At 48.7% G+C, this 26,341-nt stretch carries 24 protein-coding genes; 6 read left to right on the top strand and 18 right to left on the bottom strand.

The genetic code is table 11. The annotated features are described in order from the left end of the window. The first annotated feature begins 155 nt into the window (after positions 1–155). Both cypC and J7E85_RS12835 read left to right on the top strand, forming a co-directional pair. Positions 156–1,412, top strand: coding sequence for a CYP152 family fatty-acid peroxygenase CypC (gene cypC / locus J7E85_RS12840; protein ID WP_215158345.1), 1,257 nt, complete (start codon positions 156–158; stop codon positions 1,410–1,412). A gap of 213 nt (positions 1,413–1,625) precedes the next feature. Next, positions 1,626–2,543, top strand: coding sequence for an aldo/keto reductase (locus J7E85_RS12835; protein ID WP_213644798.1), 918 nt, complete (start codon positions 1,626–1,628; stop codon positions 2,541–2,543). A gap of 49 nt (positions 2,544–2,592) precedes the next feature. Here the strand turns inward: J7E85_RS12835 and J7E85_RS12830 are convergent, their stop codons facing one another. The 6 genes from J7E85_RS12830 to nirB form a co-directional block, all read right to left on the bottom strand. Then, positions 2,593–3,924, bottom strand: a complete 1,332-nt coding sequence (locus J7E85_RS12830) for an MFS transporter (RefSeq protein WP_215158343.1) — start codon at positions 3,922–3,924, stop codon at positions 2,593–2,595. 146 nt (positions 3,925–4,070) lie between these two features. Next, the gene (locus J7E85_RS12825) at positions 4,071–5,720 is read right to left on the bottom strand and encodes an FAD-binding dehydrogenase (RefSeq protein WP_215158341.1); all 1,650 of its coding nucleotides are present in this window, start codon (positions 5,718–5,720) and stop codon (positions 4,071–4,073) included. Between the two features lie 320 nt (positions 5,721–6,040). Then, positions 6,041–6,796, bottom strand: coding sequence for a uroporphyrinogen-III C-methyltransferase (gene cobA, locus J7E85_RS12820; protein WP_251035680.1), 756 nt, complete (start codon positions 6,794–6,796; stop codon positions 6,041–6,043). Positions 6,797–6,804: 8 nt separating this feature from the next. Then, positions 6,805–7,680 carry a formate/nitrite transporter family protein gene (locus J7E85_RS12815; RefSeq protein ID WP_215158337.1) on the bottom strand — a complete coding sequence of 292 codons (876 nt, stop codon included), beginning with the start codon at positions 7,678–7,680 and terminating at the stop codon, positions 6,805–6,807. Positions 7,681–7,705: 25 nt separating this feature from the next. Continuing rightward, a complete protein-coding gene (gene nirD, locus J7E85_RS12810; protein ID WP_213644803.1) occupies positions 7,706–8,026 on the bottom strand; it encodes a nitrite reductase small subunit NirD in 321 nt (106 codons plus the stop codon). 12 nt (positions 8,027–8,038) lie between these two features. Next, positions 8,039–10,471, bottom strand: a complete 2,433-nt coding sequence (nirB, locus tag J7E85_RS12805) for a nitrite reductase large subunit NirB (protein WP_215158335.1) — start codon at positions 10,469–10,471, stop codon at positions 8,039–8,041. Positions 10,472–10,826: 355 nt separating this feature from the next. Between nirB and J7E85_RS12800 the strand changes: the two genes are divergently transcribed. Both J7E85_RS12800 and J7E85_RS12795 read left to right on the top strand, forming a co-directional pair. Continuing rightward, positions 10,827–11,450, top strand: a complete 624-nt coding sequence (locus tag J7E85_RS12800) for an ANTAR domain-containing response regulator (protein ID WP_215158333.1) — start codon at positions 10,827–10,829, stop codon at positions 11,448–11,450. Beyond that, entirely contained in the window at positions 11,447–12,517 is a 1,071-nt protein-coding gene (locus J7E85_RS12795) for an anthranilate phosphoribosyltransferase (RefSeq protein WP_215158331.1), read from the top strand. The genes J7E85_RS12800 and J7E85_RS12795 overlap by 4 nt, the downstream gene beginning before the upstream one ends. A 52-nt stretch (positions 12,518–12,569) precedes the next feature. Here J7E85_RS12795 and J7E85_RS12790 read toward each other — a convergent pair whose 3' ends face one another. The 8 genes from J7E85_RS12790 to J7E85_RS12755 all read right to left on the bottom strand — a co-directional run bounded on the left by J7E85_RS12790 (position 12,570) and on the right by J7E85_RS12755 (position 18,759). Next, positions 12,570–12,689, bottom strand: a complete 120-nt coding sequence (locus J7E85_RS12790; RefSeq protein ID WP_215158329.1) for a YjcZ family sporulation protein — start codon at positions 12,687–12,689, stop codon at positions 12,570–12,572. 131 nt (positions 12,690–12,820) lie between these two features. Further along, entirely contained in the window at positions 12,821–13,612 is a 792-nt protein-coding gene (locus tag J7E85_RS12785; RefSeq protein ID WP_215158327.1) for a hypothetical protein, read from the bottom strand. A 117-nt stretch (positions 13,613–13,729) separates the two neighbouring features. Further along, a complete protein-coding gene (locus tag J7E85_RS12780) occupies positions 13,730–14,692 on the bottom strand; it encodes a hypothetical protein (RefSeq protein ID WP_251035679.1) in 963 nt (320 codons plus the stop codon). Beyond that, positions 14,653–15,213 (bottom strand): RNA polymerase sigma factor, encoded by a 561-nt coding sequence (locus J7E85_RS12775; protein ID WP_237566386.1) that lies wholly within the window; start codon positions 15,211–15,213, stop codon positions 14,653–14,655. The genes J7E85_RS12780 and J7E85_RS12775 overlap by 40 nt, the downstream gene beginning before the upstream one ends. Positions 15,214–15,411: 198 nt before the next feature. Further along, positions 15,412–15,942, bottom strand: a complete 531-nt coding sequence (locus J7E85_RS12770) for a GNAT family N-acetyltransferase (RefSeq protein WP_215158325.1) — start codon at positions 15,940–15,942, stop codon at positions 15,412–15,414. A gap of 15 nt (positions 15,943–15,957) precedes the next feature. Further along, positions 15,958–16,941: a phosphotransferase gene (locus J7E85_RS12765; protein WP_215158323.1), complete on the bottom strand. Its 984-nt coding sequence runs from the start codon at positions 16,939–16,941 to the stop codon at positions 15,958–15,960. 172 nt (positions 16,942–17,113) lie between these two features. After that, entirely contained in the window at positions 17,114–17,707 is a 594-nt protein-coding gene (locus tag J7E85_RS12760) for a DJ-1/PfpI family protein (RefSeq protein ID WP_215158321.1), read from the bottom strand. Positions 17,708–17,904: 197 nt separating this feature from the next. Beyond that, a complete protein-coding gene (locus J7E85_RS12755) occupies positions 17,905–18,759 on the bottom strand; it encodes a manganese catalase family protein (RefSeq protein WP_215158319.1) in 855 nt (284 codons plus the stop codon). Positions 18,760–18,954: 195 nt separating this feature from the next. Here J7E85_RS12755 and J7E85_RS12750 point away from each other — a divergent pair, with 195 nt between their 5' ends. Then, positions 18,955–19,467, top strand: coding sequence for a DUF3231 family protein (locus J7E85_RS12750; RefSeq protein WP_215158317.1), 513 nt, complete (start codon positions 18,955–18,957; stop codon positions 19,465–19,467). Positions 19,468–19,796: 329 nt separating this feature from the next. Here the strand turns inward: J7E85_RS12750 and J7E85_RS12745 are convergent, their stop codons facing one another. Then, a complete protein-coding gene (locus J7E85_RS12745; RefSeq protein WP_251035678.1) occupies positions 19,797–20,771 on the bottom strand; it encodes a DMT family transporter in 975 nt (324 codons plus the stop codon). A 131-nt stretch (positions 20,772–20,902) separates the two neighbouring features. Here J7E85_RS12745 and pdxR point away from each other — a divergent pair, with 131 nt between their 5' ends. After that, on the top strand, positions 20,903–22,336 hold the full coding sequence (gene pdxR, locus J7E85_RS12740; protein ID WP_215158315.1) for a MocR-like pyridoxine biosynthesis transcription factor PdxR: 1,434 nt from the start codon (positions 20,903–20,905) through the stop codon (positions 22,334–22,336). 27 nt (positions 22,337–22,363) lie between these two features. On the opposite strand, the gene J7E85_RS12735 is transcribed toward pdxR, so the two are convergent. The 3 genes from J7E85_RS12735 to J7E85_RS12725 all read right to left on the bottom strand — a co-directional run bounded on the left by J7E85_RS12735 (position 22,364) and on the right by J7E85_RS12725 (position 26,293). Next, entirely contained in the window at positions 22,364–23,056 is a 693-nt protein-coding gene (locus J7E85_RS12735) for an FMN-dependent NADH-azoreductase (protein WP_215158313.1), read from the bottom strand. Positions 23,057–23,302: 246 nt separating this feature from the next. Continuing rightward, on the bottom strand, positions 23,303–24,430 hold the full coding sequence (hisC, locus tag J7E85_RS12730) for a histidinol-phosphate transaminase (protein ID WP_215158311.1): 1,128 nt from the start codon (positions 24,428–24,430) through the stop codon (positions 23,303–23,305). A gap of 276 nt (positions 24,431–24,706) precedes the next feature. Further along, the gene (locus tag J7E85_RS12725) at positions 24,707–26,293 is read right to left on the bottom strand and encodes an alkaline phosphatase family protein (RefSeq protein WP_483311315.1); all 1,587 of its coding nucleotides are present in this window, start codon (positions 26,291–26,293) and stop codon (positions 24,707–24,709) included. Positions 26,294–26,341: the final 48 nt, after the last annotated feature.

Here is a 26,341-nt window from a genome sequence, read left to right as displayed (position 1 = left end):
CCATAAGCCCGCATATTTATACTCTAGATGGCCAGTCTTTAGACATGGAAGTAAAAACTTGGTTTGTTCAAATCGGATGAGAACGGGTATGTAAGATGTATTGTCTTGGAAGCACGTTATCATTTCTAATCTTGAATATCCAGGAGGCGACCGCTATGGAAAATATCAAACCGATCCCCAAGGAAGAGGGGCTGGACCACAGTTTGAAAGTGCTGCGCGAGGGTTACTTGTTCATTACCAACAGAACCATCGGCTTTCAATCTGATCTTTTCGAGACGCGTCTATTGGGCGAACGTGCCATCTGTATGCGCGGAGAAGAAGCGGCCAGGCTATTTTATGATCAGGAGAAGTTTGTTCGAGGTGGTGCAGCACCGAAACGCGTGCTGAAAACCCTGTTCGGTGAAGACGGTGTACAGACGCTGGATGGCGAAGAGCATCATCATCGCAAAGCGATGTTCATGTCCTTGATGTCCAGGGAGGCTCTTCACAGCATGAGAGAAATCACCCGCAAACATTGGGAGCTTACTGTAAGACGATGGGAATCTGAGGATAAAGTCGAAATTTATAAAGAAGCTCAAGAAATTCTGTGCCGAGTGGCCTGCAAATGGGCGGCTGTGCCACTTCCCGAAGCGGAAGTGAAAGAGAAAACGGGCTGGCTTGCTGACATGATTGAGGCTACAGCAGCCTTGGGTATCAAGCATAGGAAGGGAAGATATGCCCGGGCTAAAGCGGAAAAATGGATACAGTACCTCGTAGATGACGTGCGCAGTGGAGTAATAGATCCGCAACAGGGCAGCACCCTGCATACAATGTCCTGGCACCGCGATCTTAGGGGCGAGCTCCTGGACAAGGAAACCGCAGCGGTAGAAATCCTTAACATTCTTCGTCCCATCGTAGCGGTTGCCATTTACGTGTGCTTTACTGCTTTAGCTGTCATTCAGCAGCCCGAAGAGCGTGAGAAATTGATGACGTCCGACGAGAAGCAACTCAAGAATTTTGTTCAGGAAGTACGGCGGTTCTACCCCTTCTTCCCCTTTGCACCTGCGCGTGCACGGAAAGATTTTACCTGGAACGGATATGCATTCGATAAAGGCGTGCTCACGATCCTCGATTTATACGGAACGAACCATCATCCGGGTCTGTGGGATCTGCCGGAGCTGTTCAAGCCGGATCGTTTCGACGATTGGAACGGGAGCCCCTTTAATTTCATCCCCCAGGGAGGCGGAGACCATCATATGGGACACCGCTGTGCCGGGGAGTGGATTACGCTCGAGATCATGAAGGAGAGCCTCGACTTTCTTGCGAACAAGATGAGTTATGAAGTGCCTGTACAGGACGTAAGCTTCAGCTTTCATAATATGCCGTCTCTTCCTCACAGCCGTATCGTCATCCGGAATGTCAAAGCTCTGTAATAAGCCAAGTCTCATGCTGCTATTTATATCATCCCAGCACTCTTGTCAAATTTAAGCTTGTACACCTCACCACCTGCATGTCACAATAAACTAGAGACTGTCAGCATGGACCTATTCATCTACGTAGTTTCGCTTACAAGTTCTCTGCTGCCCCTGCTACTACAGTGAGGTGGTCGCACAATCAACCTATTTTTGAATTGGAGGACCGTAATCATGAAAACGATGAAGCTTGGAAGCAGTTCACTAGAAGTACCTGTTGTAGCCGTGGGTTGTATGCGTATAAATTCGCTGGAAAAAGCGGAAGCCGAGCGTTTCGTGTTATCCGCACTGGAGGAAGGCGCTAACTTCTTCGACCATGCCGACATCTATGGCGGCGGAGCTTGCGAGGAAATTTTTGCAGATGCTATACATATGAATGCAGAAGTCCGCGAGAAAATCATTCTGCAATCCAAATGCGGGATTCGTCCGGGCATGTTCGATTTCTCCAAAGAGCATATCTTGAATTCCGTCGATGGCATCCTGAAAAGACTAAAAACCGAGTATCTTGATGTACTCCTTCTTCACCGTCCGGATGCGTTAGTTGAGCCTGAAGAGGTGGCTGAAGCATTCGATCAACTCGAAAGCTCCGGTAAAGTGCGTCATTTCGGCGTATCCAACCAGAATCCGATGCAAATCCAGCTTCTGAAAAAAGCAGTGAAGCAGCCGCTCGTAGCCAACCAGCTGCAGCTTAGCATCACGAACACCACCATGATTCAAAGCGGGATCAACGTCAACATGGAAAATGATGCAGCAGTTAACCGTGACGGCAGCGTACTGGATTTCTGCCGACTTCACGACATTACGATTCAGCCTTGGTCGCCTTTCCAATACGGGTTCTTTGAAGGCGTATTCCTTGGAAGCGACAAGTTCCCTGAGCTTAATCAGAAGATCGATGAGATTGCGGAAAAATACAACGTAACCAACACCACGATTGCCATCGCATGGCTTCTTCGTCACCCTGCACACATGCAGCCGATCATCGGGACGATGAATATCAGTCGTTTGCAAGACTGCATTAAAGCCGGCGATGTAACGCTCACCCGCGAAGAATGGTATGCCATTTACCGTGCGGCAGGCAACATCCTTCCTTAATGGCCCATACAAAACAGCCTCCTATCGATCACGATAGGAGGCTGTTTCATTATAATGCCGCGTCTTTTGAAGATGACGAAGGTTTGCGCTTATAGACCGAGCTTAAACAAACAGGTATCATCACCAGTGACAGCAAACCTCCAGCAATGGAGAGCGTACTGTAACTGGTATTGGCAACCACCATACCGGATAATGCGCCGCCCGATGCTCCCGCTAAAGCAATCAAGACGTCCACCGTTCCCTGCGTTCTGGCGCGGGCGGAAGTATGGGTAGCATCTATGATGAGTGCCGTTCCGCTGATGAAGCCAAGGTTCCAACCCAGACCCAGCAGAGCCAGCGCCGTTATGATCAGCGCCATGGATTCGGCGGGAGCGACAGCGGCTAGAATCCCGGAACTCAGAAGCACGACTCCGGAAGCGATTGACATGCTGATGCGGCCGATTTTGTCCACGAGGAAACCTGTGATCAACGAGGGCAGGTACATCGCTCCGATATGAATGCCAATCACCAAACCTACCGCACTCAGGTCATGTCCGTGATGTTTCATATGGACGGGCGTCATGGTCATGATCGAGACCATAACCACCTGAGTCAATATCATCACACATGCTCCAACCACGATTCCCCGTTTGTTTCGTTCTGATCTGTTCACCGTTCCAGCAGAAGAATCGCCGGAAATTTTAATGTTAGCTTCCTCAATCGCTTGGGCTATCGCATAGGGATCCGGGCGCAGGAATAATAGCAGTATCAGGCCTGCCAGAATAAAAGCCACGGCCGCCAACATAAACGGCCCTGCCAATGCAGGAATCCCGAAGGATTCCGCAACGTTCCCCATAACCCCCACCAGATTCGGACCCGCAACGGCACCGAAGGTGGTGGAAACCATCGCCATGCTGACCGCTCCTGCACGCTGTGAAGGTTTAGCCAAATCCGTGCCTGCATAACGAGCTTGCATATTCGTGGCGGTACCTGCACCATAAATCAACAACGAAGCAAACAACAGATACATATTATGATAAACGGCAGCCAATATGACTCCGATCGCGGCAATTCCACCCGCCAGGAATCCGGCTGCCAAACCCGGCCCTCTTCCATATCGCTGGGTAAGCCGGCCAATATACCAGGCACCTAGTGCGGAACCGACCGTGATAAGAGCAACAGGGATTCCTGCATAGCCGTCCGTCTTGAGCATATCCTGTGCCAAAAGCGCGCCGACCGTCAATCCTGCGGCCAGACCAGCCCCACCGAATATTTGCGAGAGGATCACAACGATGAGGGTCTTTTTATACAGCTTGTTCTGCAAGTCAGGCGAATCTATGTAAGATTGAATATGGGATAGCCGCTTTGTGTTGGTTTCAGTAATATCCTGTTCATGGGACATGGACATTCTCCTTTCATGTGCTACCAAACAGGATACCATAGACTACCTTACAGTAAGAAGAAATTTTCATTACACTTGGTCATATAGGATCTGCCAGCTAACCGGCAATCTGCCGTGCGTTAACCCAAAACATGGACAGCCTATCATCAGAGCTTCGCAATGCTCCGGCCTGTCTGTCTCCCCGTGAACAGGCAGCCTCCCAGAAACGTTCCCTCCAATGCACGGTATCCATGAACGCCTCCCCCTCCGAATCCCGCTGCTTCTCCAACCGCGTAGAGTCCGGGAACCGGCTCGCCGTGTGCATTCAGTACCCGCCCAGATAGATCCGTCTGCAGCCCGCCCAACGTTTTCCGGCTAAGAATATGTAAGCGTACCGCGATCAAAGGACCATGGGCCGGATCAAGATATTTATGTGGTTTGGCTACGCGTATCAGCCGATCGCCGATGTAATTCCTTGCACCCCGAAGCGCCGTAATCTGCAAATCCTTGGTGAATGCATGATCCATCTCGCGGTCTCTTGCCGCCAGCTGACGCTCCATGTCCACCCGCTTGATCAGATCGCTGCCTGTCAGTTTATTCATGCCGTCCACTAGCTCGGGCAGGGAATCGGCAACAACAAAATCCTCCCCATGATCCAGGAATGCCTGCACCGGCCCCGGGATACCCGAACCTGCTCTGCCTAACACTTTCCGGATGCTCTTTCCGGTCAAATCCGGGTTTTGCTCTGATCCGGACAAGGCGAATTCCTTCTCTATCACTTTTCTGGTGAGAATGAACCAGGAATAATCAAAGCCTGTATCCTGAATGGCTTTCAGGGTTCCCAGCGTATCGAAGCCCGGGAAATTCGGGGCAGAGAGCCTTTGCCCCTTGGCATCAAGCCAAATAGAAGAAGGACCCGGCAGTATCCGGATGCCGTGCTGTGACCAGACCGGGCTCCAATTCTTAATCCCTTCCGTGTAGTGCCACATCCGGTCTCTATTGACGACCCGCCCGCCTGCTTGCTCCGTAATCCCCAGCATCCGTCCGTCCACATGTGCGGGAACGCCAGAGAGCATCGCTTGGGGAGGCTTACCGAGCCGAGACGGCCAATGCTGCCGGATCAGCTCATGATTGGCGCCGATTCCTCCGCTGGAGACAACAATGGCCTCTGCAAAAAATTCATAGTCGCCGACCACTTCCCGTGTGCTTGCTTCGCCACGACAAGCCGAACTCGGAGCAAGGACTGAACCCCTTACGCCTGTCACGGCACCATCCCGCGTAATAAGTTCGTTCACTTGGTGACGGGGGCGATAATCAACCATTCCTGAACGTATGGCGTCTCTGACTCTGGACTCGAATGGTTGTACGACTCCAGGACCTGTTCCCCACACAATATGAAAGCGTGGCCCGGAATTGCCATGACCCTCCGCGAGATATCCGCCGCGTTCGGCCCAGCCTACAACCGGAAAGAACCGAACCCCTAACGAATGAAGCCATGCCCGCTTCTCGCCAGCCGCAAAGTCAACATAAGCTTCAGCCCATGTTCGTCCCCATCGATCCTCGTCAGCTTCCCGATCAAAACCAGCGGCTCCTAGCCAGTCCTGCCATGCCAGTTCACGGGAATCCTTGATGCCTAGTCTTCTCTGCTCGGGCGAATCAACAAGGAATAATCCACCAAAAGACCACCATGCCTGCCCGCCCAGCGAACTTTCCGGTTCCTGATCAAGCAGCAGCACCCGCTTGCCGGCCTCGGCCATCTCCGCGGTTGCCACCAGACCGGATAAGCCTGCTCCCACCACGATTACGTCATATTTCATATGCGCCCCCCCATTTTTTTCAGATATAAACAAGTAAAACCAACAACACTCTGGCAATATCATGGCTGGTTGTGTAAACATGATATTCTCCGATGTGTAAGCGTTTCCCTCTTGCTTCGAATTGAAATCGTGGAACCTCATATTGCCGGATTCATATAGTGTATACCTTCCCTGTGGCACAAACATGTTTAACACCAAAATAAAAGTGAACCCCGAGTGGATAAGAGTTCACTTTTATTGTCAGCGTATCTGTATTTCGTTCCAATGTACTAAACGATGCTCATGCTTCGTCATCCATCGTCCTCACACCTGCATAAGCTTTATCCTGTTCGTTCCTCCGCCTCCGCAGCCAGTTTGAGGAGCTGATCCCTCACTCGCACAACTTCACCGATGATCAGAAGCGCCGGATTCTGCACGTTCATAAGAAGGGCAATCTTGTGGATGGTTCCGAGCGTTCCCGTGATGGTTCGCTCCTCTGCCCGTGTCCCCTGTTCAACGATAGCAACGGGAGTTGACGGCGACTTGCCATGAGCGAGCATCTCCTTGCAGATGTCGTCCATTCTGCTGACGCCCATGTACACCACAAGCGTATCCACACTGTGAGCCAGCAAGTCCCACCTCACGCTTCGTTCGTTTCCATGGCAGCTCGTTCCGCTGACAAAAGCTACCGAAGTGCTGGCTCCACGGTGAGTCAGAGGTATCCTTGTGGAGGAGGCTGCGCCCAAAGCCGAGGTAATGCCGGGCACGATCTCGAAGGGAATGCCTCGCGCAGCCAATTCGTATGCCTCTTCACCACCCCGCCCGAAGATCAGCGGATCACCTCCCTTGAGCCTTACGACATCATGACCGGCAAGGGCAAAGGTCACCATGTTCTCGTTAATCCTCTCCTGCGGAATGGAATGGTTGCCCGGTGCCTTACCGCAGTATACGAGCAAAACATCCTTCTTCGCGTAACTCAACAGCTCATCGTTCACCAGTCGATCGTACATAATGACGTCGGCTTCCTGAATACGCCGGAGAGCTTTCAGCGTGATCAGCTCCGGATCTCCCGGACCTGCGCCAACAATAAACACCATGCCCGGCCTCATCGTCTTTTATCGACCGGAACCGCCGTCGCCTCCATAACCCTGAGTCCATGCTGGGCCTTCGCTATCGGTTTAACCTCGCTGCGCTTTCCGAATCCGTATTGGGATAAGTACAACATCGCCCCGGTAAATACCGCTCCGCCAATAAAATTACCTATGAGCACGGGGATTTGGTTCCAGAGCCACCAATCGGCCATGCTGACATCCGCCCCGAGCATCATGCCCGCCGGAATGACAAACATATTTACCACAGCATGCTCGAATCCTTGACCGAAGAAGATCAGGATGGGCAGCCACATCGCAACGATTTTTCCTATCGTTGAGCTTGACGTAAACGCCATGACTACGCCTAACGTTACCATCCAATTGCAGAGCATCGCCTTGATCACCACCAGCAGCATGCCGCTCATGCCCAGCTCCTTATAGCCGAGTGTCTTTGTCTCGCTCGTGTCGATGATCATCTGAACAATCGGATGGCTCATATCCATCCCCATCCTGGTAGCGGTAAGTACATAGAGCCCCCCATAAATCAGACAACCTATCACATGTCCGAGAATAACCCATCCATAATTCGCAAGCATGGAGGCACTTGAAGCCTTCTTTTGCAGGACGGCTAATGGCAGGAGTGCAAAGCTTCCAGTTACCAACTCTAAGCCCAGCAGTACAATCATCACAAAGCCAACCGGAAATAGGAGTGCGCCCACCATCGGGGTATTCGTTTGGTTTGAAGCGGTAAAAGCTAGCGTGGTGGCACACGCCAGGATGGCGCCTGACAACATGCCGCGGATGAGCATCTGCGAAGTTTTCAGCCGGGCTTTCGCGGCTCCGGCTTCGATCATGTCATACATGACCTGATTCGGTTTCACATAATCCATATCATCATGCACCCCCTCTTATACGTTAAGCCGTACGATCCTGCAGGTAAATCGCGCCGCTTACCGGATCAACTTCAACTGGATAGGTGTTTACATTGCCCGTATCCGGCTCTTGAACCTGCCCGCTGCATAAGTCGATCTTCCAATCATGCAGCGGACAATGCACCTGCTTCCCGCACACCATTCCATCCGAAAGCTTGCCTCCTTTATGCGGGCACTTGTTCTCCACGGCCAGAATATCCCCATCCGATAAACGGAACAGAGCGATTTCCGTTCCACCGACCTCAATGGTCCTTGAGCCCTTATGATCAATTTCGTTCACATATCCTACATGAAGTTTCGTCATTTTGGATTCCCCCTATTTCGTCACAGGTTCAGCATCAGGCAAAGGCACGAAGTTTTTACGAAGCCCGCTGTCCGACGTAATTTCCTTCCACGGATCCTTCTGCTTGCTTAAAGCCAGCTTTATTCTCGAGAAGAGCGCGACGCGCTCCTCCTTCTTCTCTAATGCTTTTTTCACACGGTCCAAGCCTACTCGCTCGATCCAAACCGATGTCCGCTCATTCCACTGTGCGTTTTCCCGATAGTATTGAATAAACGCCCCGGCCCATTCGAGCACCTCATCTTCCGTCTTCACGGTGCATAATAACTCCGTAGCCCGAACATGAACGCCTCCATTGCCGCCGACGTGCAGTTCCCATCCCCCATCAATCGCTACGACTCCAAAATCCTTGATGGTCGCTTCTGCGCAGTTGCGAGGACATCCGGAAACCGCGAGTTTTACTTTGGCCGGGGTGCTAAGCCGCTCAAACTCTTTCTCCAAGCGCACACCCATGCCTATGGAATCCTGGGTGCCGAATCGGCAAAACGTGGACCCCACGCAAGTTTTAACCGTACGAAGGGCTTTACCGTAAGCATAACCGGAAGGCATATCCAGCTCCTCCCACATCTTCAGCAGATCCTCCTTCTTGACGCCAAGCAGGTCGATCCGCTGCCCGCCTGTAATTTTAACCATCGGCACATCAAATTTTTCCGCAATCTCTGCGATTTTCTTTAGCTCCGAAGGCGACGTCACCCCGCCATATATTCTGGGAACGACGGAATAAGTGCCATCCTTCTGAATGTTGGCATGATATCGCTCATTCGTGAAGCGAGATTCCTTCTCATCCACGTAGGATTCCGGAAACAGCATGCCCAGATAGTAGTTCAACGATGGCCTGCATTTAGAACATCCTTCCGGATTGTCCCAACCCAGCACATTCATCACTTCTTTGACGGTTCCAAGTCCAAGACGGGTAATTTCTGCGATAATCTCATCCCGTCCTAGCGAAGTACACCCGCATATCCCTTCTTTTACGGGTTCCCCTGCTGCATCTCCGGCGTATAACTGAACGAGTCCCTCAACAAAAGGTTTGCAGCCGCCGCAGGATCCCGATGCTTTTGTACAAGCTTTAACGGAAGCAACGGTGCTGCAATTTTTCGTATGAATGGCATCTTTTATCGCTTCTTTCGTTACACCGTTACAGCCGCAAATAATCTCATCATCCGCCAGCTGAGCCAGCCGCTGTTCCGTCGATACTGTACCCGCATTACCCGTAAAGCCTAACAGAAGCTCCTTCTCTCGCCCCTTGATGGATTCGCCGCTTTTCATGAGCGAGAACAGCTTTGGCCCATCCCCCGTATCGCCGAACATAACGGCTCCGATAAGCCGGTCTTCGCGAATCACGATTTTTTTGTATACTCCATCAACTTCATCTTGATATCGCATCGATCTTGTTCCTTCCGGGTCTGCAAAATGACCTGCCGAGAACACATCTACGCCGGATACCTTTAGTTTCGTTGACGTTACGGAACCGGCGTATCCACTCGTCTCCACACCCGCCAGATGCTTGGTAAGAACTGCTCCCTGTTCGTATAGCGGTGCCACAAGACCATAAGCGATTCCTCGATGCTCAGCGCATTCGCCCACCGCATAGATACCGGGGATATTCGTCTCCATATAGTCGTTAACAACGATTCCGCGATGGACTTCAATCCCGGAGGATTGTGCCAAGGAAACGTTCGGCTTGATCCCGACGGCCATTACAATCAGATCGGTATCGACACGGCTCCCGTCCGTAAAATGAAGGGCCTTCACCCGCTTCCGCCCTGAGATGGACTCCGAATTTTTACTCAGCAGAAATTTCATTCCTTGGGTTTCAAGTTCACGCTGAAGCATTCGAGCCGCCGTTTCGTCCAACTGTCGCTCCATCAGATAGGGGTTAAGATGAACCACAGATACATCCATGCCCAGATGCAGAAGCCCTCTAGCAGCCTCCAAACCCAGCAGGCCTCCACCGATAACCACCGCTTTCTTGAATTGCCGCGACGTCTTCACCATCGTTTCGCAATCCTGGATATCCCGGAATGCGATAACGCCTTCCTTGTCGGCACCAGGCAAAGGCAGCATAAATGGATTCGAGCCGGTAGCTATAAGCAAAACATCATAGTCAGCGACGGCTCCATGATCGGAGAAAACTTTACGCATCTGCGTGTCAATCCGGTTCACCGTATGACCTGCATATAACTGGATCCGATTCTCCTTATACCAATCCCAATCATTGATGATGATTTCCTTCATATCAGTACCACCTGCCAGAACAGATGACAGCATGATCCGGTTGTAGTTCGGATGAGGCTCCGACCCGAATATCGTAATCTCATAAGCATCCGGCGCAAGCTTAATCAAATGCTCAATTGCCCGCACCCCTGCCATACCATTCCCGATCATGACTAACTTCTTTTTTGTCATGGTTTGCGCTCCCCTCCATCTAACACCTTAGAATGTACTTGTTCATGCATCAGAAGCCTTAAAAAATCAAAACAGCCTGCATTCGCTCCAGTAGAGTAGGCACACTCTTACCGGGAACGAAGCAGGCTTCTTTGCCGCTAATGGGATACACCGTTGTATCCGGGAAATATAAAGTTTCTTGAGGGAAATATACACTACACCTAAGCCAACTGTCAACATATTTGACATTGAACAAAGAAATTTAATTAAATATCGACATCAACCTGTGATATATGTTATATAATTTAACATAATAACTACTCGCGCTAACAGCTTAAACTCTGATAGTATTCATTTATGAAAGGAGCGTCAATCCATGCGTTCATTGCTGGTTATTCACCATCCGGTCCCTGCTTCAGAGCGAAGTGACACAGATGCCAAGGCGCTTCTTCCGGAGTTTATCCTTCGTTCATATGGCTACAAGGTCCACCTTGCCCGCAGTGAGAAGCAAGCGCTGGCCGGAATCATGGAAGCAGACGGTACGATTCTCCACCTCCCGGTTGCCGCAATCAAATTGTGGACCAGCGCCCTCGAACAACAAAAACGCGTTCCGGTTCTGTGGTGGTGCAGCGATCATGCCGCTTCGCAATCTCTCGAATCATGTGAGGATGATGTTACAATTGATGGACTTTTATTTCCCACTATGAAGGAGCATGAGTTGCATTGGACGCTGCATTTTAGTTCCAAGCATTTTTACGAACGAGAGCAGTGGCATAATGAAAGAACGCAGCTCCTTGCCCGCATTGAAGAGCGAAAATGGATTGATATGGCCAAAGGCATTCTATGCAAGATGGAAAATATTTCGGAATCCGAAGCATACGATGTCTTGCGCAAACAGGCGATGAATGAAAGAAAAAGAATGGTGGATGTCGCAACCTCGATCGTTAAGTTGTATCAATTGCTGCAGGAGACCGGTACAGGAGGTGCAAAAAAATCATGAACCACTTATTAAAAGAAGTCGGCCGCGGCAAACGGGGCGCGCGCGATCTGACTTACGAGGAAGCGCTGCAGGCTGCAGAATCGATTCTCGGATTGCAGGCAACCCCTGCACAGATCGGTGCCTTTTTGATTGCGGAACGCATCAAAATGGAAAGTGTAGAAGAATTGGAGGCATTCGTGAAGGTCTGCCGTGAATATGCGGACCGTTCGTTTGTACATGAGGGTGTAGACTGCGCAGGACCTTATGATGGCAGAAAGTCCTCCTTTTTCTCTACGTTAGCCACCTCGTTTGTGCTGGCTGCTGCTGATCTGCCTGTCACTCTGCACGGAACCGCATCACTGCCCCCGAAGTGGGGGGTTACATTGTCGGATATACTCGCGGCGAAGGGAATAACCGGACCGTTACTGGCAAAAGAATCATGCATCCGCGCTGCCCGTCAATCGGGTGTATTATATGTACATGCTGAAGACTGGTGTCCCCCGCTTAAGAATCTTCGCCCGATCCGAGAGGAGCTGGGTATGCGAACCGTGCTCAACACGGCCGAAAAGTTTGTAGATTACTCCCATTCCTCTTTCCTAACCTTCGGTGTATACCATAACACGGTCTTTGACCGTTTAAGCAGACTGATCACGAAACTCGGTTATCGGAAAGCGATCATCATTCAGGGCAGTGAAGGCTCGGATGAACTGTTCATTCACCGGCCCACGCGGACTTACCGAGTTGAGAACGGTGAAGCCAGCCTCCAGATCGTCGATCCGGAAGCGTACGGACTCGATACCCCCGTTCCGGACATAATCTGGACCCCCTCCGAACAAGCTAACGTTACCGAGCAGGTTCTGCAGGGTAAGGGGGACATCACTTTTATCTACCAGGTTCTGCTGAATGGAGCTGTTCGCTTACACTTGGCGGATAAGGTCAGATCCGTCGAGGAAGGGATCTATACTTGCAAGGCTCTGCTGGACTCGGGTAAACCGTGGGAGCTGTATGACAAGTGGCTGTCCTTGCTTTTAGAACCCCTCCCGAATGATGATTGGACCTCGCCCATCGTCAGACATGCAACCCATTGAACAGAAGAAACCCGCACCGAGCAAGCGGTGCGGGTTTCTTTTTCATTACCTATTAAATCCCAAATCCAAATCCGAACGCAGAAACGATGATGACCAAGAGAATAAAGAGAACCAGTACTGCTCCAACAGATGATCCATATCCTCCGCCACCGTATCCAGCTACTTCACCCATTGTTCCAACCTCCTTTACTTTTCCGAACACAACATCCTATGCTCGTGATATCAAAGGGCGTAGACTCTAGAGGAAAAATTAAGGCAGACAGGAATTGGGTCAACATGAATCCGGATTCTTAAAGCGAAGCCTTACTTCGCAATCATTTTCTTGGCATAGTTCAGCACATCCGATTTGGCGCTCTCTGCCCAAATGCTGTAACGAATCTGTTGCTCGTCATCCATCCAATCCAGGTGATCCCTTCCCTTGGAGTCGGCGGTGTAGACACATTCCACTCCGTTAATGACGATGGTTTCCTTTTTCTCGTTCGGTTTCTCCTGTGGCACAGGTGTTCCGTCTATTGGCAGTTCAGGAACAATATAACTTGCAACAACTTGAAGCTTTACTTTTCCCTTATCAAAATTCAGGATGGCCGCGGATGCTTCATTCATCTTCATGATGTCGGAGTAAACAAATTGCTCGCCATTTGCGGCCTTCTCCTTCAATTCCTGGTCCAGCTTCTCGTACAAGTCTGACGTTCTTTCAGGACTCTTTAAGTACAAAATCGCGTTCTGGAATGAATAACTCTGCGGCAAGTCAGCAGGAATGGTTAGCGTTGGAGCGTTCATGACCTTCGCGTTTGCCACATAGTCCGCATACTTGGTATAGGCAAAACCTTTGGATGTAAAATAGATTTCATCTAGCCGGTTATATTCCTGGTCCGCAACATAATAGGCAACCATCTGTCCTGCCTTAAGTTTGTTACTCAACTCCTTAATACGATCATCAAATGAAACGGATGTATTCTCCGGTATGGCAGCAGAAACCGCTGCTGTCGTCTGTGGAACAGATGTACTTGCATTACTTGCTGCGTAAACATTCGCGGATCCGACCATCATCGTTGTTGCAATAAATAATGCAACTTTCATTTTGTTTTTCATCATGGTAAAATTCGTGCTCCTTTCGGCGGTAAGGCCTTTAAAGTTATTTTTTAAATACATCTCGTATAACACCTTGCCGACAACAAAAGGGACATTTATCCAAAAAAAGTAGAAATCTTTTTATTCCGAAACAAGACCGGCTGCAATCTTCGCAAACTCTTCCTTGGATAGCGGATCCTTTGAATCATCCGTAATAATATACAGTACCTCTTCACTGTCGCTTAACCAAGTCAAGTTGCGCGAGGGGCTTGATGGACTGGCTGACAAAATCATTTCTTTCCCTTTCACCTTTATTTTTACGGCTTGGTTTGTGGGCACCCCGGCTTTTGAGCCCTTCTCTCGTGCAAAAGCAACTATCTTGATCCGATTTTCGCCTTTACGATATTCCATTCCTGTAGAGGCAATATCGAGCCAAGGAACAATCTTATAGAACAGTCCCTGTTCTTCATCCGACTTCTCAGCCTGCGCTTTGAGTTCATTCACAAGAATTTTATACTCCGGCGTATTCCATACGGGCGTGTTCCTAATTTGAATCTGTCCAAAATCAAATCGATACCCTTCCGGTACATAATCAGGTTCTCCAAGCAATGGCGCACCCTTCTCCTCGATTTCTTTTGCGAGTTCCTGATAATTTGAATGCTTAGTCAACATATAAAAATAATTCAGTGGTTGTTCTTTGACGAGTGGAGTCATGTGTAGATCCTTGATATAAAATACAGCCTGTTCTCCCGGCTTTAACCTCTTACTCAGCTCTTCTTCCGACTCTTTTACACGTTTGGCATTATATTCCGATTTGGAATATTTCCATGGCTTTATGGTAGACAGAATGACTTCGCCTTCCTTGTTCCTGATCTGAATCAAGTAATTACTTGCGTAAACACTCGACGAAAGAATCAAAATCGCTGTAAGCATCGCAATAATCAAGGTCTTCTTACGATTTCCGTCATTTCTTCCTTGTTTCTTCTGGTGAATTTGACGCACCTTGTGCATGATGGCGGGGGTTACGTCCACCTCTTCTTCCACGGAGTGCAATTCCATGCCTCTCAGAATTCGATCTTGCTCCGACTGTCCCGAATCTCGCATAACTCCGTCCCCTCCTTCTCCTGGATCAGCTTGATGACTTTCAGTTTCATACGAGCATACTTTTTCTTCACTGCACTGAGATTCTTATCCAGAATCTGCGCGATCTCCGAGAACGGTTTATCTTCGAACACCCGCAGTACGAGCAGATTCCGCTCTTCCACCGAGAGCTTGGTCATGGCATATTCCAGCGGTTCGCTGAACCACCTGCGCTCCAGTGTCTGTTCCACGCTATCAGCATACCCTCTCGATCCGATGAGTCGGCTCACTCGCATGCGAACTTGTCTCTTGCGAAGCAGATTGAGACAATGATGATAGGCAATCTTGTATAACCATGATGAGAACGAAGCCTTCGCTTCATAGGTATGAAGCTTGGTGAACGCTTTGATGAAGATATCCTGGACGGCATCCTGCGCGTCCTGCTTGCAGCCGAGCATCCGGCAGCAATATATGTAGATCTGTTTTTTGTACGTTTCGACGATAGGCTCGAAACAATCCACCTCACCGGCCTTAACGCGCCTCACGCACTCCTCTATCGAATCCAATTCGAAGACGCACCTCCGCGTAAATCTTATTTACGTTTGTATAACACCTCTTCTTCCAAAAAAGGGACACCTGTAACGTAAATAAAAAAACAACTCATACCTCAAGTATGAATTGTTTTTCTACAATGTCGATCACTTCTTTTGTTCAGAAAACGATATGTGCGACAGACTCTGCACTCACGATGATTCAATCTGAAAGATCAACTTCTCATTGTCGTCCCTCGTAGCAACAAATTCCTGCACGCGCGAGTCCAAAACATAGTTGTTCATCGTCTTTCTCCAAAATGCCTGCGCCCGCTTATTGCGATCCGTGGCATTCGTCTGGACTTCCCAGCTGCCGGCATGCTTGTCGAAAACTTGTGATGCAGCATTCTCCGCAACATGTTTGCCTCGGAAGGGTTTCATAACAAAAAACTCATTCATGTAAAATTCACTGCCATATGTGTATGGCGGGGTTGCGACCAGAGCAAATCCTGCCGGGATGCCATCCACTCGAATCAGATAAGGAAACAAAATCGAGGGTTTCTCCCACCATATATCAAAAACTTGGATCTGGTCATTCAAGGTTCTTGTGTCATCATCCTCATAGACGCCATATCGATTCGGCTTCCACCCCCATATCCCTGATAAATCATGCAAATACAGTGGATATATATTATTAATGATAAATTTGGTGGAAGTATCGGTTAGCTCCACGGAAACTTTCATATGTTCTCCTCCGTCCTAGACGTAATCCAAACTCTTGAAATACTGCATTTTGCTATCTATAAAACCTTCATCAAAGTCGGCAATCCCTACAAATTCCGAGTCTTGAAAACATAGTCCAAAGAGCCAAAGCTGCCGAATGGCAACAAAAACAGGGACAGCAGCAAGATCATATTCGCTGAGAGATCTGACACTACAATATCCTCTCAGAAAGGCGTCCCATAATCCTTCCACTTCCTCCGGGTCATGCCCGCTATGTATCTCTCTGGCCAACCTAAACTCGGCAATATCGTAAGCTCTCCAGCCGTAACCGCATAGATCAAAATCATAATGGGTCAACTTTCTGTCCTCTGCAAATGCGGCATTCGTATTTCCATGAAGATCTCCGTGGCATACGCCCCAATCTAAACCTTTAACCTCGAGATCCGAGATTCGTTTCTTTAGTTCCGTTGCCATTTCACTTAGGTAGTTATAATCCGTCAATCGATGCTCCATATAGGGTCTGATGATGGATAGAGGCCTATCTATAAGAAACTCCATATCCAACTGTTCCCTTGCATGACGACTTTCAAAATGTTCCGCCGCCTTATGCATATGGCCAATGGATTCACCGAATCGGTAACTGTCCGCAGCGGCGAGAATCGGCCTTTCGTGCCCTTCCGCATATTGAAATAGGACCCCGTATCGAATTCCCTCCATGACATCAAACCCTCTAAGGTATGCACCGTCTTTTCCCGGAATCGGCTCTGACAGGCTGATCCCGTTCGCACTGAGAAACCGCAGCAATTCCAATTCAAACTCGATGTCAGACCGGCTTCTTCGATCAGCCCTGTAGATACGGAAAATATACTTATCAACATCCGTTTTTACTTCGTACGTATCGTTCATACCCCGCAGAAAATACTGAATATTTACAACGGAACCTATCTCATAATTGTATTGGATATGCAACCCTACCGCTTGTTTAGACAGAAGCGAGTAAGTGACAGGAAATAAACTCAACCCAAATCCCTCCTTGCATTCAAGGGTATCATCCCCGACACACTCTTACATATAGGGTGTATGATTATAATTATTTTTTATATAAACCACGGTACGTCGTACTCACAAAAAAAAGCAATAAGCGCTGTCTTCTTTCGGACAGGCTCACTGCTTCAATCCATTTCGTCTTCGATCAGGATTTGCTTGTAAATCCCATAAGTTCTTTCACATGCAGGGTATTTTCCAAGGATGTCAGCTTTTCCAGCAAAGTGAAAGCCACATCAAAAGCCGTTGCCGGGTTACATGAAGTGATCAGGTTACCATCAACAACAATCTGTTCTTCCACGACATGGGCACCGAATTCCCGCAGCTGCGATTTTCTGATACTGGTTGGGTGATCATAAGTCGTGGCTCGTCGTCCCTTCAGCACGCCGGCTTTGCCAAGCGTAAGGGCTGCAACGCAAATCGTAGCAATCCACTTGCCCTGCGCATGAAATTCCTGAATGATCCTGGAGAACCTGGAGTCATATGCATCGTTATAAAAGCCCGCTTCCTCGAACCCGCCAGGAATCGCCAGAGCATCGTAATCCTCCACCTTAACCGAGTCCAGTGTGACCTCAGGAATGACGGTAAAGTTCCACGTGCTTTTCAACCTGTTATGCAGTCCCGCGGTCACAACCTCGGTGGTCCCGTCACCCTCCAGCTTGTTCCACCCTAGTACATCGGTAAATACACTCGCTTCCACAGCTTCAAATCCATCCGCCAACAGCAAAAGCACTTTCTTCATAAGCCATCGTGAGAGAACAGTTTTTATTACGGGATCATTGCCCCTAAAGCCGCCACGTTCTCCCGGCTCCCCCCATCGTAAAACGACCACAAAAAAAGGCCAACCAGAAGATTCTGGCTAACCTGATAATACGAAAGAAGCAGCCCGATGACTGCCTCTGTTTGTTCAATAACCTGCATATCTGAACGGATGTTGAATTAATGATTTAAATCATATAACCCAGGTGCGTGCTCGTTGGCCAGCTCAGGCATTACAGGTAACGGAAACCCTTCCGGAGGTTGAACCACTTGTAGCTCCCCGCCATTTCTGCTTGGTGTTTGACCGCTAAAAATTTCGCCGATTCGCGTATCATCCAGCCTGAAGTTGAACTGTGCGTTATGGAAGCCCATATCTACGTATTTTTGACATTCCGGATATTTATGGATGTCGTAATTTGGAACAGGGAATATTTTACCCCATTCAACGCCAAGCGTCTCCAGCGCTTTGGCAAACGCATTTTGATGCGCATTATCCCGGACAATCAGGAAAGCCAACGTCTCACGGAAAGTTTTGTTAGTGCTCATCTCATAGATTCGCGTTTTTTGAAGCACTCCCGTTGATTCGAGCACAACGTTATCGAGCAAATTACTAACCAAATTTCCGTGATCGTACACATAATTTCCCTGCCATGGGTTTCCTGCGGCATCAACAGGCAAAGAACTTTGGGCTCCCATGATAAAGTGATGCGGATTCGCATGCTTGATCGCTTCATCGAGCGGGGCCTCGTCCATACCGGAATTACCGGCGCCTTCTGCGCCAGCGCCGGTAAGCAGCTGGTTTATTGTATGTTGAACCAACTCGACATGGCTTATCTCTTCCAAGAAAACGCCACGGATCAAGTCGCGATATTGAATGGCATTCCCTCGGAAATTGCTGCTCTGAAAGAAGAATTGCATCATCGTCCGCATTTCGCCGAATCGGCCGCCTAACGTTTCCTGCAACACCTTTGCAGCTGCTGGATCAGGTTGATCCGGAACGATCAGATTGATCAGGTCCTCTTTATAAAAATACATGTAATATCCTCCCGCTTCCTCAATATAGTCACGAATCCAGTTTGCGTTTCCATTCCATTTTCCATGCACCTGCATCCGTCACAATGATTTCCTAAAAATTGCCATAGGCCTATTCTGCTTACCTCGAAAGAATTAAATAACAATCTCCTGTGCATAATAACTCTGTTTGAATAAATATTAAAGGAGCGAATTAGATTGGGAATTTTAAGCGGTAATCCTAAAAATGAGCCCATGCATTATGGGGAAATATTTAGCGTATGGACAGCATCCACGTTGGCAAAAGGCATGGTGTCCTGCTACGAGGCTTATTTGAATCATGCAGGCGATAAAGACCTCAAAAAAATCCTCAATGATCTGTTGGATCAAGCTAAACTTGAGATTAAAGAATGTGATGAATTGCTTACCGACAACGGAATCGCCCCTGCACCGGTACTTCCCGAAAGACCCCCGGTCAAACTTGAGGATATTCCGGCGGGCGCAAGATTCACGGATCCGGAAATTGCGGCCAAAATCGCTGCTGATACATCACTCGGATTGGTATCATGCAGTCAAACCATGGGACAATCCATCCGGGAAGATATTGGCGCGTTATTTGCTAAATATCATCTCACCAAGACTGCGCTGGGTGTGCGGATCCTACAGATGAATAAGGAAAAAGGCTGGCTCATTCCGCCGCCGCTTCAAATCAAGAGACCCGAAGAAAAATAGCTTATAACAAAAAAACACTCTGATCTGATGAGGCTCAGAGTGTTTTTGCTGTTCAGTTCTATTAATCTCGTTTGTATCTTTTATAACCTTTTATCGCTTAAAAACTTTTCATTTTCGATCTGTCTATTTCCATATGACCCCCTCATGAATAGAATGTAAGTTCTTCTGTCTTGATTTTCTTACTTGTAAGCGCCGTGAATACAGCACGTAACAAGCGCTCGCTTAGTCGCTCAGACAGTTGGCATCTTAATCTGCTGAGACGCTAACCCTTTTCTATGTACAACAAAAAGAAGCCAGCTTGGATGCTGCTTCTTTTTGTTGTTTTCAACTCATTCCTTGGCGCCAACGATGATTCCATGTTCCGGCGGGTGCTGTTGGGGCAGCGGGTTAATGGCTGCCTGATGCCAGCCGATGAGGAACATGCCTAGAATGACCAGGATACCGCCGCACCATTGCTCCCATCCTGCGGATTCTTTTAATACGATGACCGATAACAACAAAGCCGTAAAAGGCATCATACCAGAAAAAGCGGCAGCTGTTGATACATGGCAGCGCTTGATACCGGCATACCACAGCATGAAGGCCAAGGCCGTCACGATTGGTCCATACCAAACAAGCGCAAGCCATTCCTGCAAACCTATTGCTGCCAGTGAAGCCAGCGGATTCTCGAACCCTGCGGGTATCAGGCATAACATCAAGGCGATCACCGAGACCAGCGTCGTCTGGACCATAGGATGAATGGCTTTTTTTTGTGAAGCCGTTTGCTGCATCGAACCGATGCGGGACAGCAGGTTAAAGCCGGATTCACTCCATGCTGCGCAGAGCACAAGCAGGTTACCGTACAGATGTTGTACCTCGAATGCATGGCCCGGCGTGAGTATTCCTTGTATGATCATAATGCCTGCCACCGTGCTAAGAATGCCTGCCAAATTCATGCCGTTCACCGATTCTTTCAGGAGCCCAAATGCCAGCATGACAGTAAAGGCGGGTGTTGCGCCTGTTAGAATTCCTGCTTCTGCCGTGCTGGTATGAAGAAGACCTTGCAGCAGCAGCATCCGAAACAGAAACATCCCAAGTAACGCCTGAAAGAACAGAAGCGCCCACTCTCGGCGTGTTAACTGTCGAACCGACCTCACCAGTTCCTTCCTACATAGAGGAAGCGTACATAACAAAGCCAATAACAAGCTGGTCGCTGTGATCGTAAACGTCCCTAATTTTCCGTTCAAAAACCATGCCGTGATGACCGAAGTCCCTGCAAACGTGAACGCCCCGCATAAATAAAGTATCCCTTTCCATCGTTCCAATTAGATCACATCCCCCAGATATCACAGATCAATAGCAACTGAATCTATGCTACAATCATAGGGAATAGACTGGTATGGTTACAGATCCAGTTAAACGTGAATTTATGCAGACCAGTTGGAGGACGAGCCTCATGTGGGGAATCACACTGCACCGAAGCAGCGAAGTATCGCTTAAACGGCAAATTTATTTAGCTATAAGAGAAAGGATTGTTCAAGGATTCTTGCAGCCAGGAGAAGCCATGCCCTCATCCCGTCAATTGGCGATAGAACTCAAGGTATCTCGTAACACGGTCAATGAAGCGTTTGACATGTTGAACGTCGAAGGCTACGTCGTTAGCCGACAAGGGGCTCCGACACGGGTTGCGAAAGGCATTGTACTGGATACCCTGGCTGAGGTAGATCCGCCGCCGCAGAAAGAAGCTCCTCTTGAATTTGCAGTGGATTTCCGGACAGGACAGCCTGAACTCCGGCTATTTCCACAGTACGTATGGCAACAAATTTCAATGAAAACGCTCAACGATATGAGCCCCACGCTGCTAGGTTATACAGGTCCTCAGGGCCTGCCCGCCCTTCGTGACGAAATTTCATTGTGGCTTTATCGCAGCAAAGGCCTCAAGGTTGATCCTCAAGATATATACATAACGGCAGGTGCGACACATGCACTGAATATCCTTGCAAACTTACTCTACCATGAAAATCAGGAAATATGGTTTGAAGATCCCTGCAACATCGAGATGCTACAGACGTTTATAAACAAAGGGTATCGAATTCATCATGTCCCCGTGGATAAACACGGGATTCAGACTGAGCACTTGAACGACAAGCCTGGATGTCCCGTGTACGTAACACCCTCTCACCAATTTCCGCTTGGAGGGATTCTGCCGGCTGATCGTCGTGCTGCGCTCATCCGCTACGCCAGAAAAAATGGCAGCTATATCATCGAGGACGATTATGATAGCGAGTACCGATATAGCGGGGATTCGGTCGCACCTTTATATGCCATGGATCCCGATAGGGTCATTTATGTTGGCACCTTCAGCAAAGTTCTGTTCCCGGCCCTTCGGATAGGGTATGCGATTGTGCCCCGTAAGCTTCAACAGCGCTGGGGGCATCTGCGTACCCATACCGATGTGCAGAATCCCCCTTTTGAGCAAGCTGCCTTAGCCGAGTTTTTACACACCCGGAAATTTGACAGGCATATTGGGAAAATGCGCAAGATCTACGGCGAGCGGAGGCAGGTCCTGTTATCTTCGCTACATGAGTTTTTCGGAGATACTTGGCGTTCCTGGGGAGATGCAGCCGGTCTGCATCTGGCTGTTGAATTTCCCGGGGCGGTCTTTGACGAGGCTTTCAGGCAGAAAGCCCGGCAGGATCAGATACGCATCACGCCGCTGGACTACCATTGTATTCAAAAAGGGATCCATGCAAACAAGTTATTGTTCGGCTACGGTCATCTGGAACCTGCTAAAATCCACGGTGGCATCTCCCTGCTGCAGGCTTATTTGAAGAATCAAGGATACTTATCACAACCTCAAGATTCCTTCAAGCTTCCATCCAAACAGTGAAGGCTCCATCAGGCAGCCTTTTAATACTTAAGTCACCATTCTGTTCTCCATGCGTCCATTCCTATTAATCTTTATCGTTGGCTTCGTGCTCGCCAGCCGTTTCGCAGCTTCTCCGGCTTCCTGAAAGGCATGTGCGAGGATTTGGTCTCGATCCAGGATTGCATTTCCCTGTGCCCGGATGATCTGGTAATCCATTACCCCCATAAAATTAAACATAGACTTAAGGTATTTATGAGAGTATTCCACCTCGGCATACCAGTCATGATTCGTATAAATGGCGTCGCTTGCCTGAATGACCAGCAGACTGCGGCCATCGGTTAGCAAACCTTCCGATCCATTCTCCGTATATTGAAATGTCTCGCGTGCAATCAGGATGTTGTCGATATAATCTTTAAGCTTGGAAGGAATGTTGAAATTGTGCATCGGCATGACGATAACATACTTCCGTGCTGCCTTAAACTGCTGCAGGATGGCGGACATGCGGTCCGTTATCTGTTGCTCCTCTTCGTTAAGCGGCTCCTCTCTTCCCTGTTTGCTCCATAACTCTAGAACCATATGATCGATGGCGGGTATAGAATCACGGTATAAATCAATTTGTTCTATAGCTCCTGCTGGATTCCATTTCGTGTACGCCTCCAAAAAATGCTGAAGCACCCGCAAGCTGACAGATGTTGCTGACTCCACCTTCGGATGTGCGTTGATAATGAGCATGTTCTCCATCGGATATCTCTCCTTTTTCATCTATTTCATAATGTAGACAAATAAGGCGATCCAATTGTGACATCAACTTATGATTTTATGCATAAATCGAAGGCCGCGATGGAAATAATATCTAATAGTTAGTTAAAATCCATCAAAAAAAGGACCACATCTGCGGTCCTTATCGTATTTTAGCATACCTGCTCTTGCTGCGTGCTTTTGCCGGATGCCAGCATCACTTTTTAACACTTTATACTTACCATAAGGTTACGTGGTATGCACTAAGATTTCGCCTAAAGCATCAAGGAATCCTTGATTTTCTTCCGCTGTTCCTACCGAAATCCGGATATGCCCTGGGAGTCCCCAGCCTTTGGCGGACCTGACGATAATCCCCCGCTCCAGCAGCTTGTGGTATATAATGTCTGCATGTTCTCCAAGCTCCGCCAGAATGAAATTGCTCATGCTCTCGTAGTAAGGAATCGCTAACCGACTCAGTCCCTCATAGATTTGCTGTCTGCCTTGTTCATTCATCCGGCATGATGCCTGGACGTGCTCCCCATCTCCAAGTGCGGCCAATGCCGCCGCTTGTGCCAGCGCATTGACATTAAAGGGCTCCTTAACCTTAAGCAGTGTGCGGATGATGCCTTCCGAAGCAGCGCCATAGCCGATGCGAATACCCGCGAGTCCGTAGATTTTGGAGAAGGTATTCAGGGTGATGACCGGATATCCCATCTTGATGAAACGAATCCCGTCCGAGTAATCAGGAGCTGTGGCGTAATGACGATATGCCGTATCGATCACAACCAGAACACGAGTAGGAAGACGATCCAGAAGCTTTTTCATTTCAAGCTCGGAAATGTAGGTGCCTGTTGGATTATTGGGAGTACATAGATACAAGATTTTGGTTCCTTCCGTCATCACGTCCAGTATATCTTCTGCAGAGAAAGCATATTGCTCACGCAGCGGTACCTTAATGACCGTACCGGACATAAGAAAAGCACCAAACTCGTATTCGCTGAATGTCGGATCAGGAACGACGATCTCGTCACCAGGCTCAAGGTACGCCCGAGAAATTAGCATGATCAGCTCATCACCGCCGTTTGTCACAATGAATTGATTCGCTGCCAATCCCAAGTGCTCGCCAAGCGCTTGAGTAAGACCTGAAGAACGCTCGTCGGGATAACGGTGCAGATCAGGCAGCTTCTCCTGGATGGCTTTCAATGCTTTGGGCGAAGGACCGAGTGAATTTTCATTGGAAGCCAATTTGATGACGCGAGCCAAGCCGTATTCCTGCTGCACTTCCCAGATGGGCTTACCTGCCGTGTAAGGCATCAACCGTCCTAATGCCTGCCTCGGTGTTATTTGCAGCTTTTTATCTTCCTCAGCTTGATTCAATATGTTCTCCCTCCGTTGCCGTGGATTTATGTGTATTCATCTTCTATACTTCGCTGTAATCAAATCTCCAAAAACTGTTCGCACTACCTTCTTCCAGCGGTTCTCTACGAATTCAACATGCTGCGGATGCACATAGGCTTCATAATCAGCTTCGTACTCAATCATCATCGAGAAGCCGAAGTTACATCATATTATAACGGTAAAGTTCAAATAAATCGCTACGAAAAAGGCACCCTTTTCCATGAAAATCGAAAAGAGTGCCTAATATCTTGCAAATTATTTTGTCTTCTGTGCGTGATTTGTCAACAGATCAAGCAAAAAGGCTTTGAGATCAACCATTCGTAGATACGTAGGCTTTTCGTTAGTTCCAACAATGATCAGCGGGACAAGCGACTCCTTTTGGCGAATCGAGCCGTGCCCTCCGCCCCCCGCATGCGTCGGAGAGCTCCGGTCCGCCAATTCGTATCCCGGTTTAGCCGTCACGACCAAAAATTCTCCTTTATGAGAATTTAGCGAACCGGACAACCTCTCCAGCACATCGGGATACTGTCCGTAATCCAAGGTTCGATGATCGGCATTCAATTTAAGGTCCAGCACCTCGGCATCCTGCTTCACGGTCCACGTTTGTTTATAGCGATCGATCAGGTTACCTTTCGCCTTATATCGGAGTTCCTTCGAAGTGGATCCTTGAAGAGCATGAATCCATCCATTTTCTTTCCAAGCAACAAAATCGATGCGGTCATCCTTGCTCAGGATATTCGCCAAGCTTCGCAGGGAACGACTGGGCTTGAAATTATATACATAAGCCATCGTTTCATTGACTGCGAGGGCGACCTCGGTTTCCGCTTTCACCTCTTCACCCGGCTTTAGAACGGAGATGCCTTTCAGCATAGCGGGCATATCAATCTCCGAACGTTGCTTCGCCGGAAGAAGCTGTGTCATTCCGCTATCCCCAGCGATGACAAAAATCGCATCTTTGAACGCCTTTTCCGGCGATCCGAAGGCATTTAGTAAGGCTTGGAGCTGCTGATCCACTTTTTTGACGCCTTCAAGCTCTGACGGACCCTTTTTATGAAGCTTCTGGTCCAAGTCCGGTAAATAAACATACAAAAAATCAGGCAGCTTGTTGGCTTGAATCAGATAGTTTACGGCTTCGATTGCATACTTATTGTTCAGCCCCATCCGATCCGTGAGATCGTCAGGCAGATTCTTGGTATCTTTAGAGCCTTCCAGGGGATTGGACAAGGCTCCCAGGGTTAAAAAATCCGGACCTTTGACTTTTATGTGTTTCTGCAGGGAAGTCGGACCTTGAATCCAATCCGGGATCGTCAGCGTATGCTCGATCGGTCCCCGATATATTAAGCCGTTAATCGACCCTGATTTCAAGCCAAGACGGGCTAATTCTTCGTAGATCGTACGTGAATTCGGATTTAAATGTTTCCCGTTCAAATGGATTAATGCATCCGTCAGAACCGGATTGATGCCTTGCTTGAGGATTTCCATCGGTCCGGTTCCGTAGTTGATCATCTTTTTATCGTCGGACGAATACCATAGGAGCCCTGGTACGCCATGGCCATTCGGATATTTTCCCGTCGACATCGTGCTGTCAATCGTGACAGACATCGTAGGAAAAGAGCTGACCAGCTCCTTGTAATATTGTCCATGTTCGATCAAATATTGAAAGGTGGGCAGCTGTTTTTGAGAAATGCCCTTATCAATCGCCTGTGCCATTAATGAGTCGACCATCAGGAATATGACTTTCTTATGTGTAGGACCTTGTTCGGATTTAACCCGCAGCAAATCCTGTTCGGCAGGTTTTTGATGTCGGCATCCCATGACCGTGATCAGTACAAGGGACAGCATTACGAGGATCATCCTGTTTATCCGCATTTTCACATTCACCACCTTAGT

The organism is Paenibacillus sp. ISL-20 (assembly GCF_018613005.1).
Taxonomy (GTDB): domain Bacteria; phylum Bacillota; class Bacilli; order Paenibacillales; family Paenibacillaceae; genus Paenibacillus_AQ.
Note: the sequence above shows the minus strand (reverse complement) of the source record. Positions and strands in the feature narration are given on the sequence as shown.

Bases quoted from the DNA above. Each gene is read 5' to 3' on its own strand.
- J7E85_RS12785 (WP_215158327.1), bottom strand. From the start codon at position 13,612: ATGATGAAAAACAAAATGAAAGTTGCATTATTTATTGCAACAACGATG.
- J7E85_RS12760 (WP_215158321.1), bottom strand. From the start codon at position 17,707: ATGAAGAAAGTGCTTTTGCTGTTGGCGGATGGATTTGAAGCTGTGGAA.
- J7E85_RS12780 (WP_251035679.1), bottom strand. From the start codon at position 14,692: ATGCGAGATTCGGGACAGTCGGAGCAAGATCGAATTCTGAGAGGCATG.
- J7E85_RS12800 (WP_215158333.1), top strand. From the start codon at position 10,827: ATGCGTTCATTGCTGGTTATTCACCATCCGGTCCCTGCTTCAGAGCGA.
- nirD (WP_213644803.1), bottom strand. From the start codon at position 8,026: ATGACGAAACTTCATGTAGGATATGTGAACGAAATTGATCATAAGGGC.
- J7E85_RS12735 (WP_215158313.1), bottom strand. From the start codon at position 23,056: ATGGAGAACATGCTCATTATCAACGCACATCCGAAGGTGGAGTCAGCA.
- pdxR (WP_215158315.1), top strand. From the start codon at position 20,903: ATGTGGGGAATCACACTGCACCGAAGCAGCGAAGTATCGCTTAAACGG.
- J7E85_RS12825 (WP_215158341.1), bottom strand. From the start codon at position 5,720: ATGAAATATGACGTAATCGTGGTGGGAGCAGGCTTATCCGGTCTGGTG.
- J7E85_RS12830 (WP_215158343.1), bottom strand. From the start codon at position 3,924: ATGTCCCATGAACAGGATATTACTGAAACCAACACAAAGCGGCTATCC.
- nirB (WP_215158335.1), bottom strand. From the start codon at position 10,471: ATGACAAAAAAGAAGTTAGTCATGATCGGGAATGGTATGGCAGGGGTG.
- J7E85_RS12755 (WP_215158319.1), bottom strand. From the start codon at position 18,759: ATGTATTTTTATAAAGAGGACCTGATCAATCTGATCGTTCCGGATCAA.
- J7E85_RS12795 (WP_215158331.1), top strand. From the start codon at position 11,447: ATGAACCACTTATTAAAAGAAGTCGGCCGCGGCAAACGGGGCGCGCGC.
- J7E85_RS12815 (WP_215158337.1), bottom strand. From the start codon at position 7,680: ATGGATTATGTGAAACCGAATCAGGTCATGTATGACATGATCGAAGCC.
- cobA (WP_251035680.1), bottom strand. From the start codon at position 6,796: ATGGTGTTTATTGTTGGCGCAGGTCCGGGAGATCCGGAGCTGATCACG.
- J7E85_RS12790 (WP_215158329.1), bottom strand. From the start codon at position 12,689: ATGGGTGAAGTAGCTGGATACGGTGGCGGAGGATATGGATCATCTGTT.
- cypC (WP_215158345.1), top strand. From the start codon at position 156: ATGGAAAATATCAAACCGATCCCCAAGGAAGAGGGGCTGGACCACAGT.
- J7E85_RS12835 (WP_213644798.1), top strand. From the start codon at position 1,626: ATGAAAACGATGAAGCTTGGAAGCAGTTCACTAGAAGTACCTGTTGTA.
- J7E85_RS12725 (WP_483311315.1), bottom strand. From the start codon at position 26,293: ATGCTGTCCCTTGTACTGATCACGGTCATGGGATGCCGACATCAAAAA.
- J7E85_RS12770 (WP_215158325.1), bottom strand. From the start codon at position 15,942: ATGAAAGTTTCCGTGGAGCTAACCGATACTTCCACCAAATTTATCATT.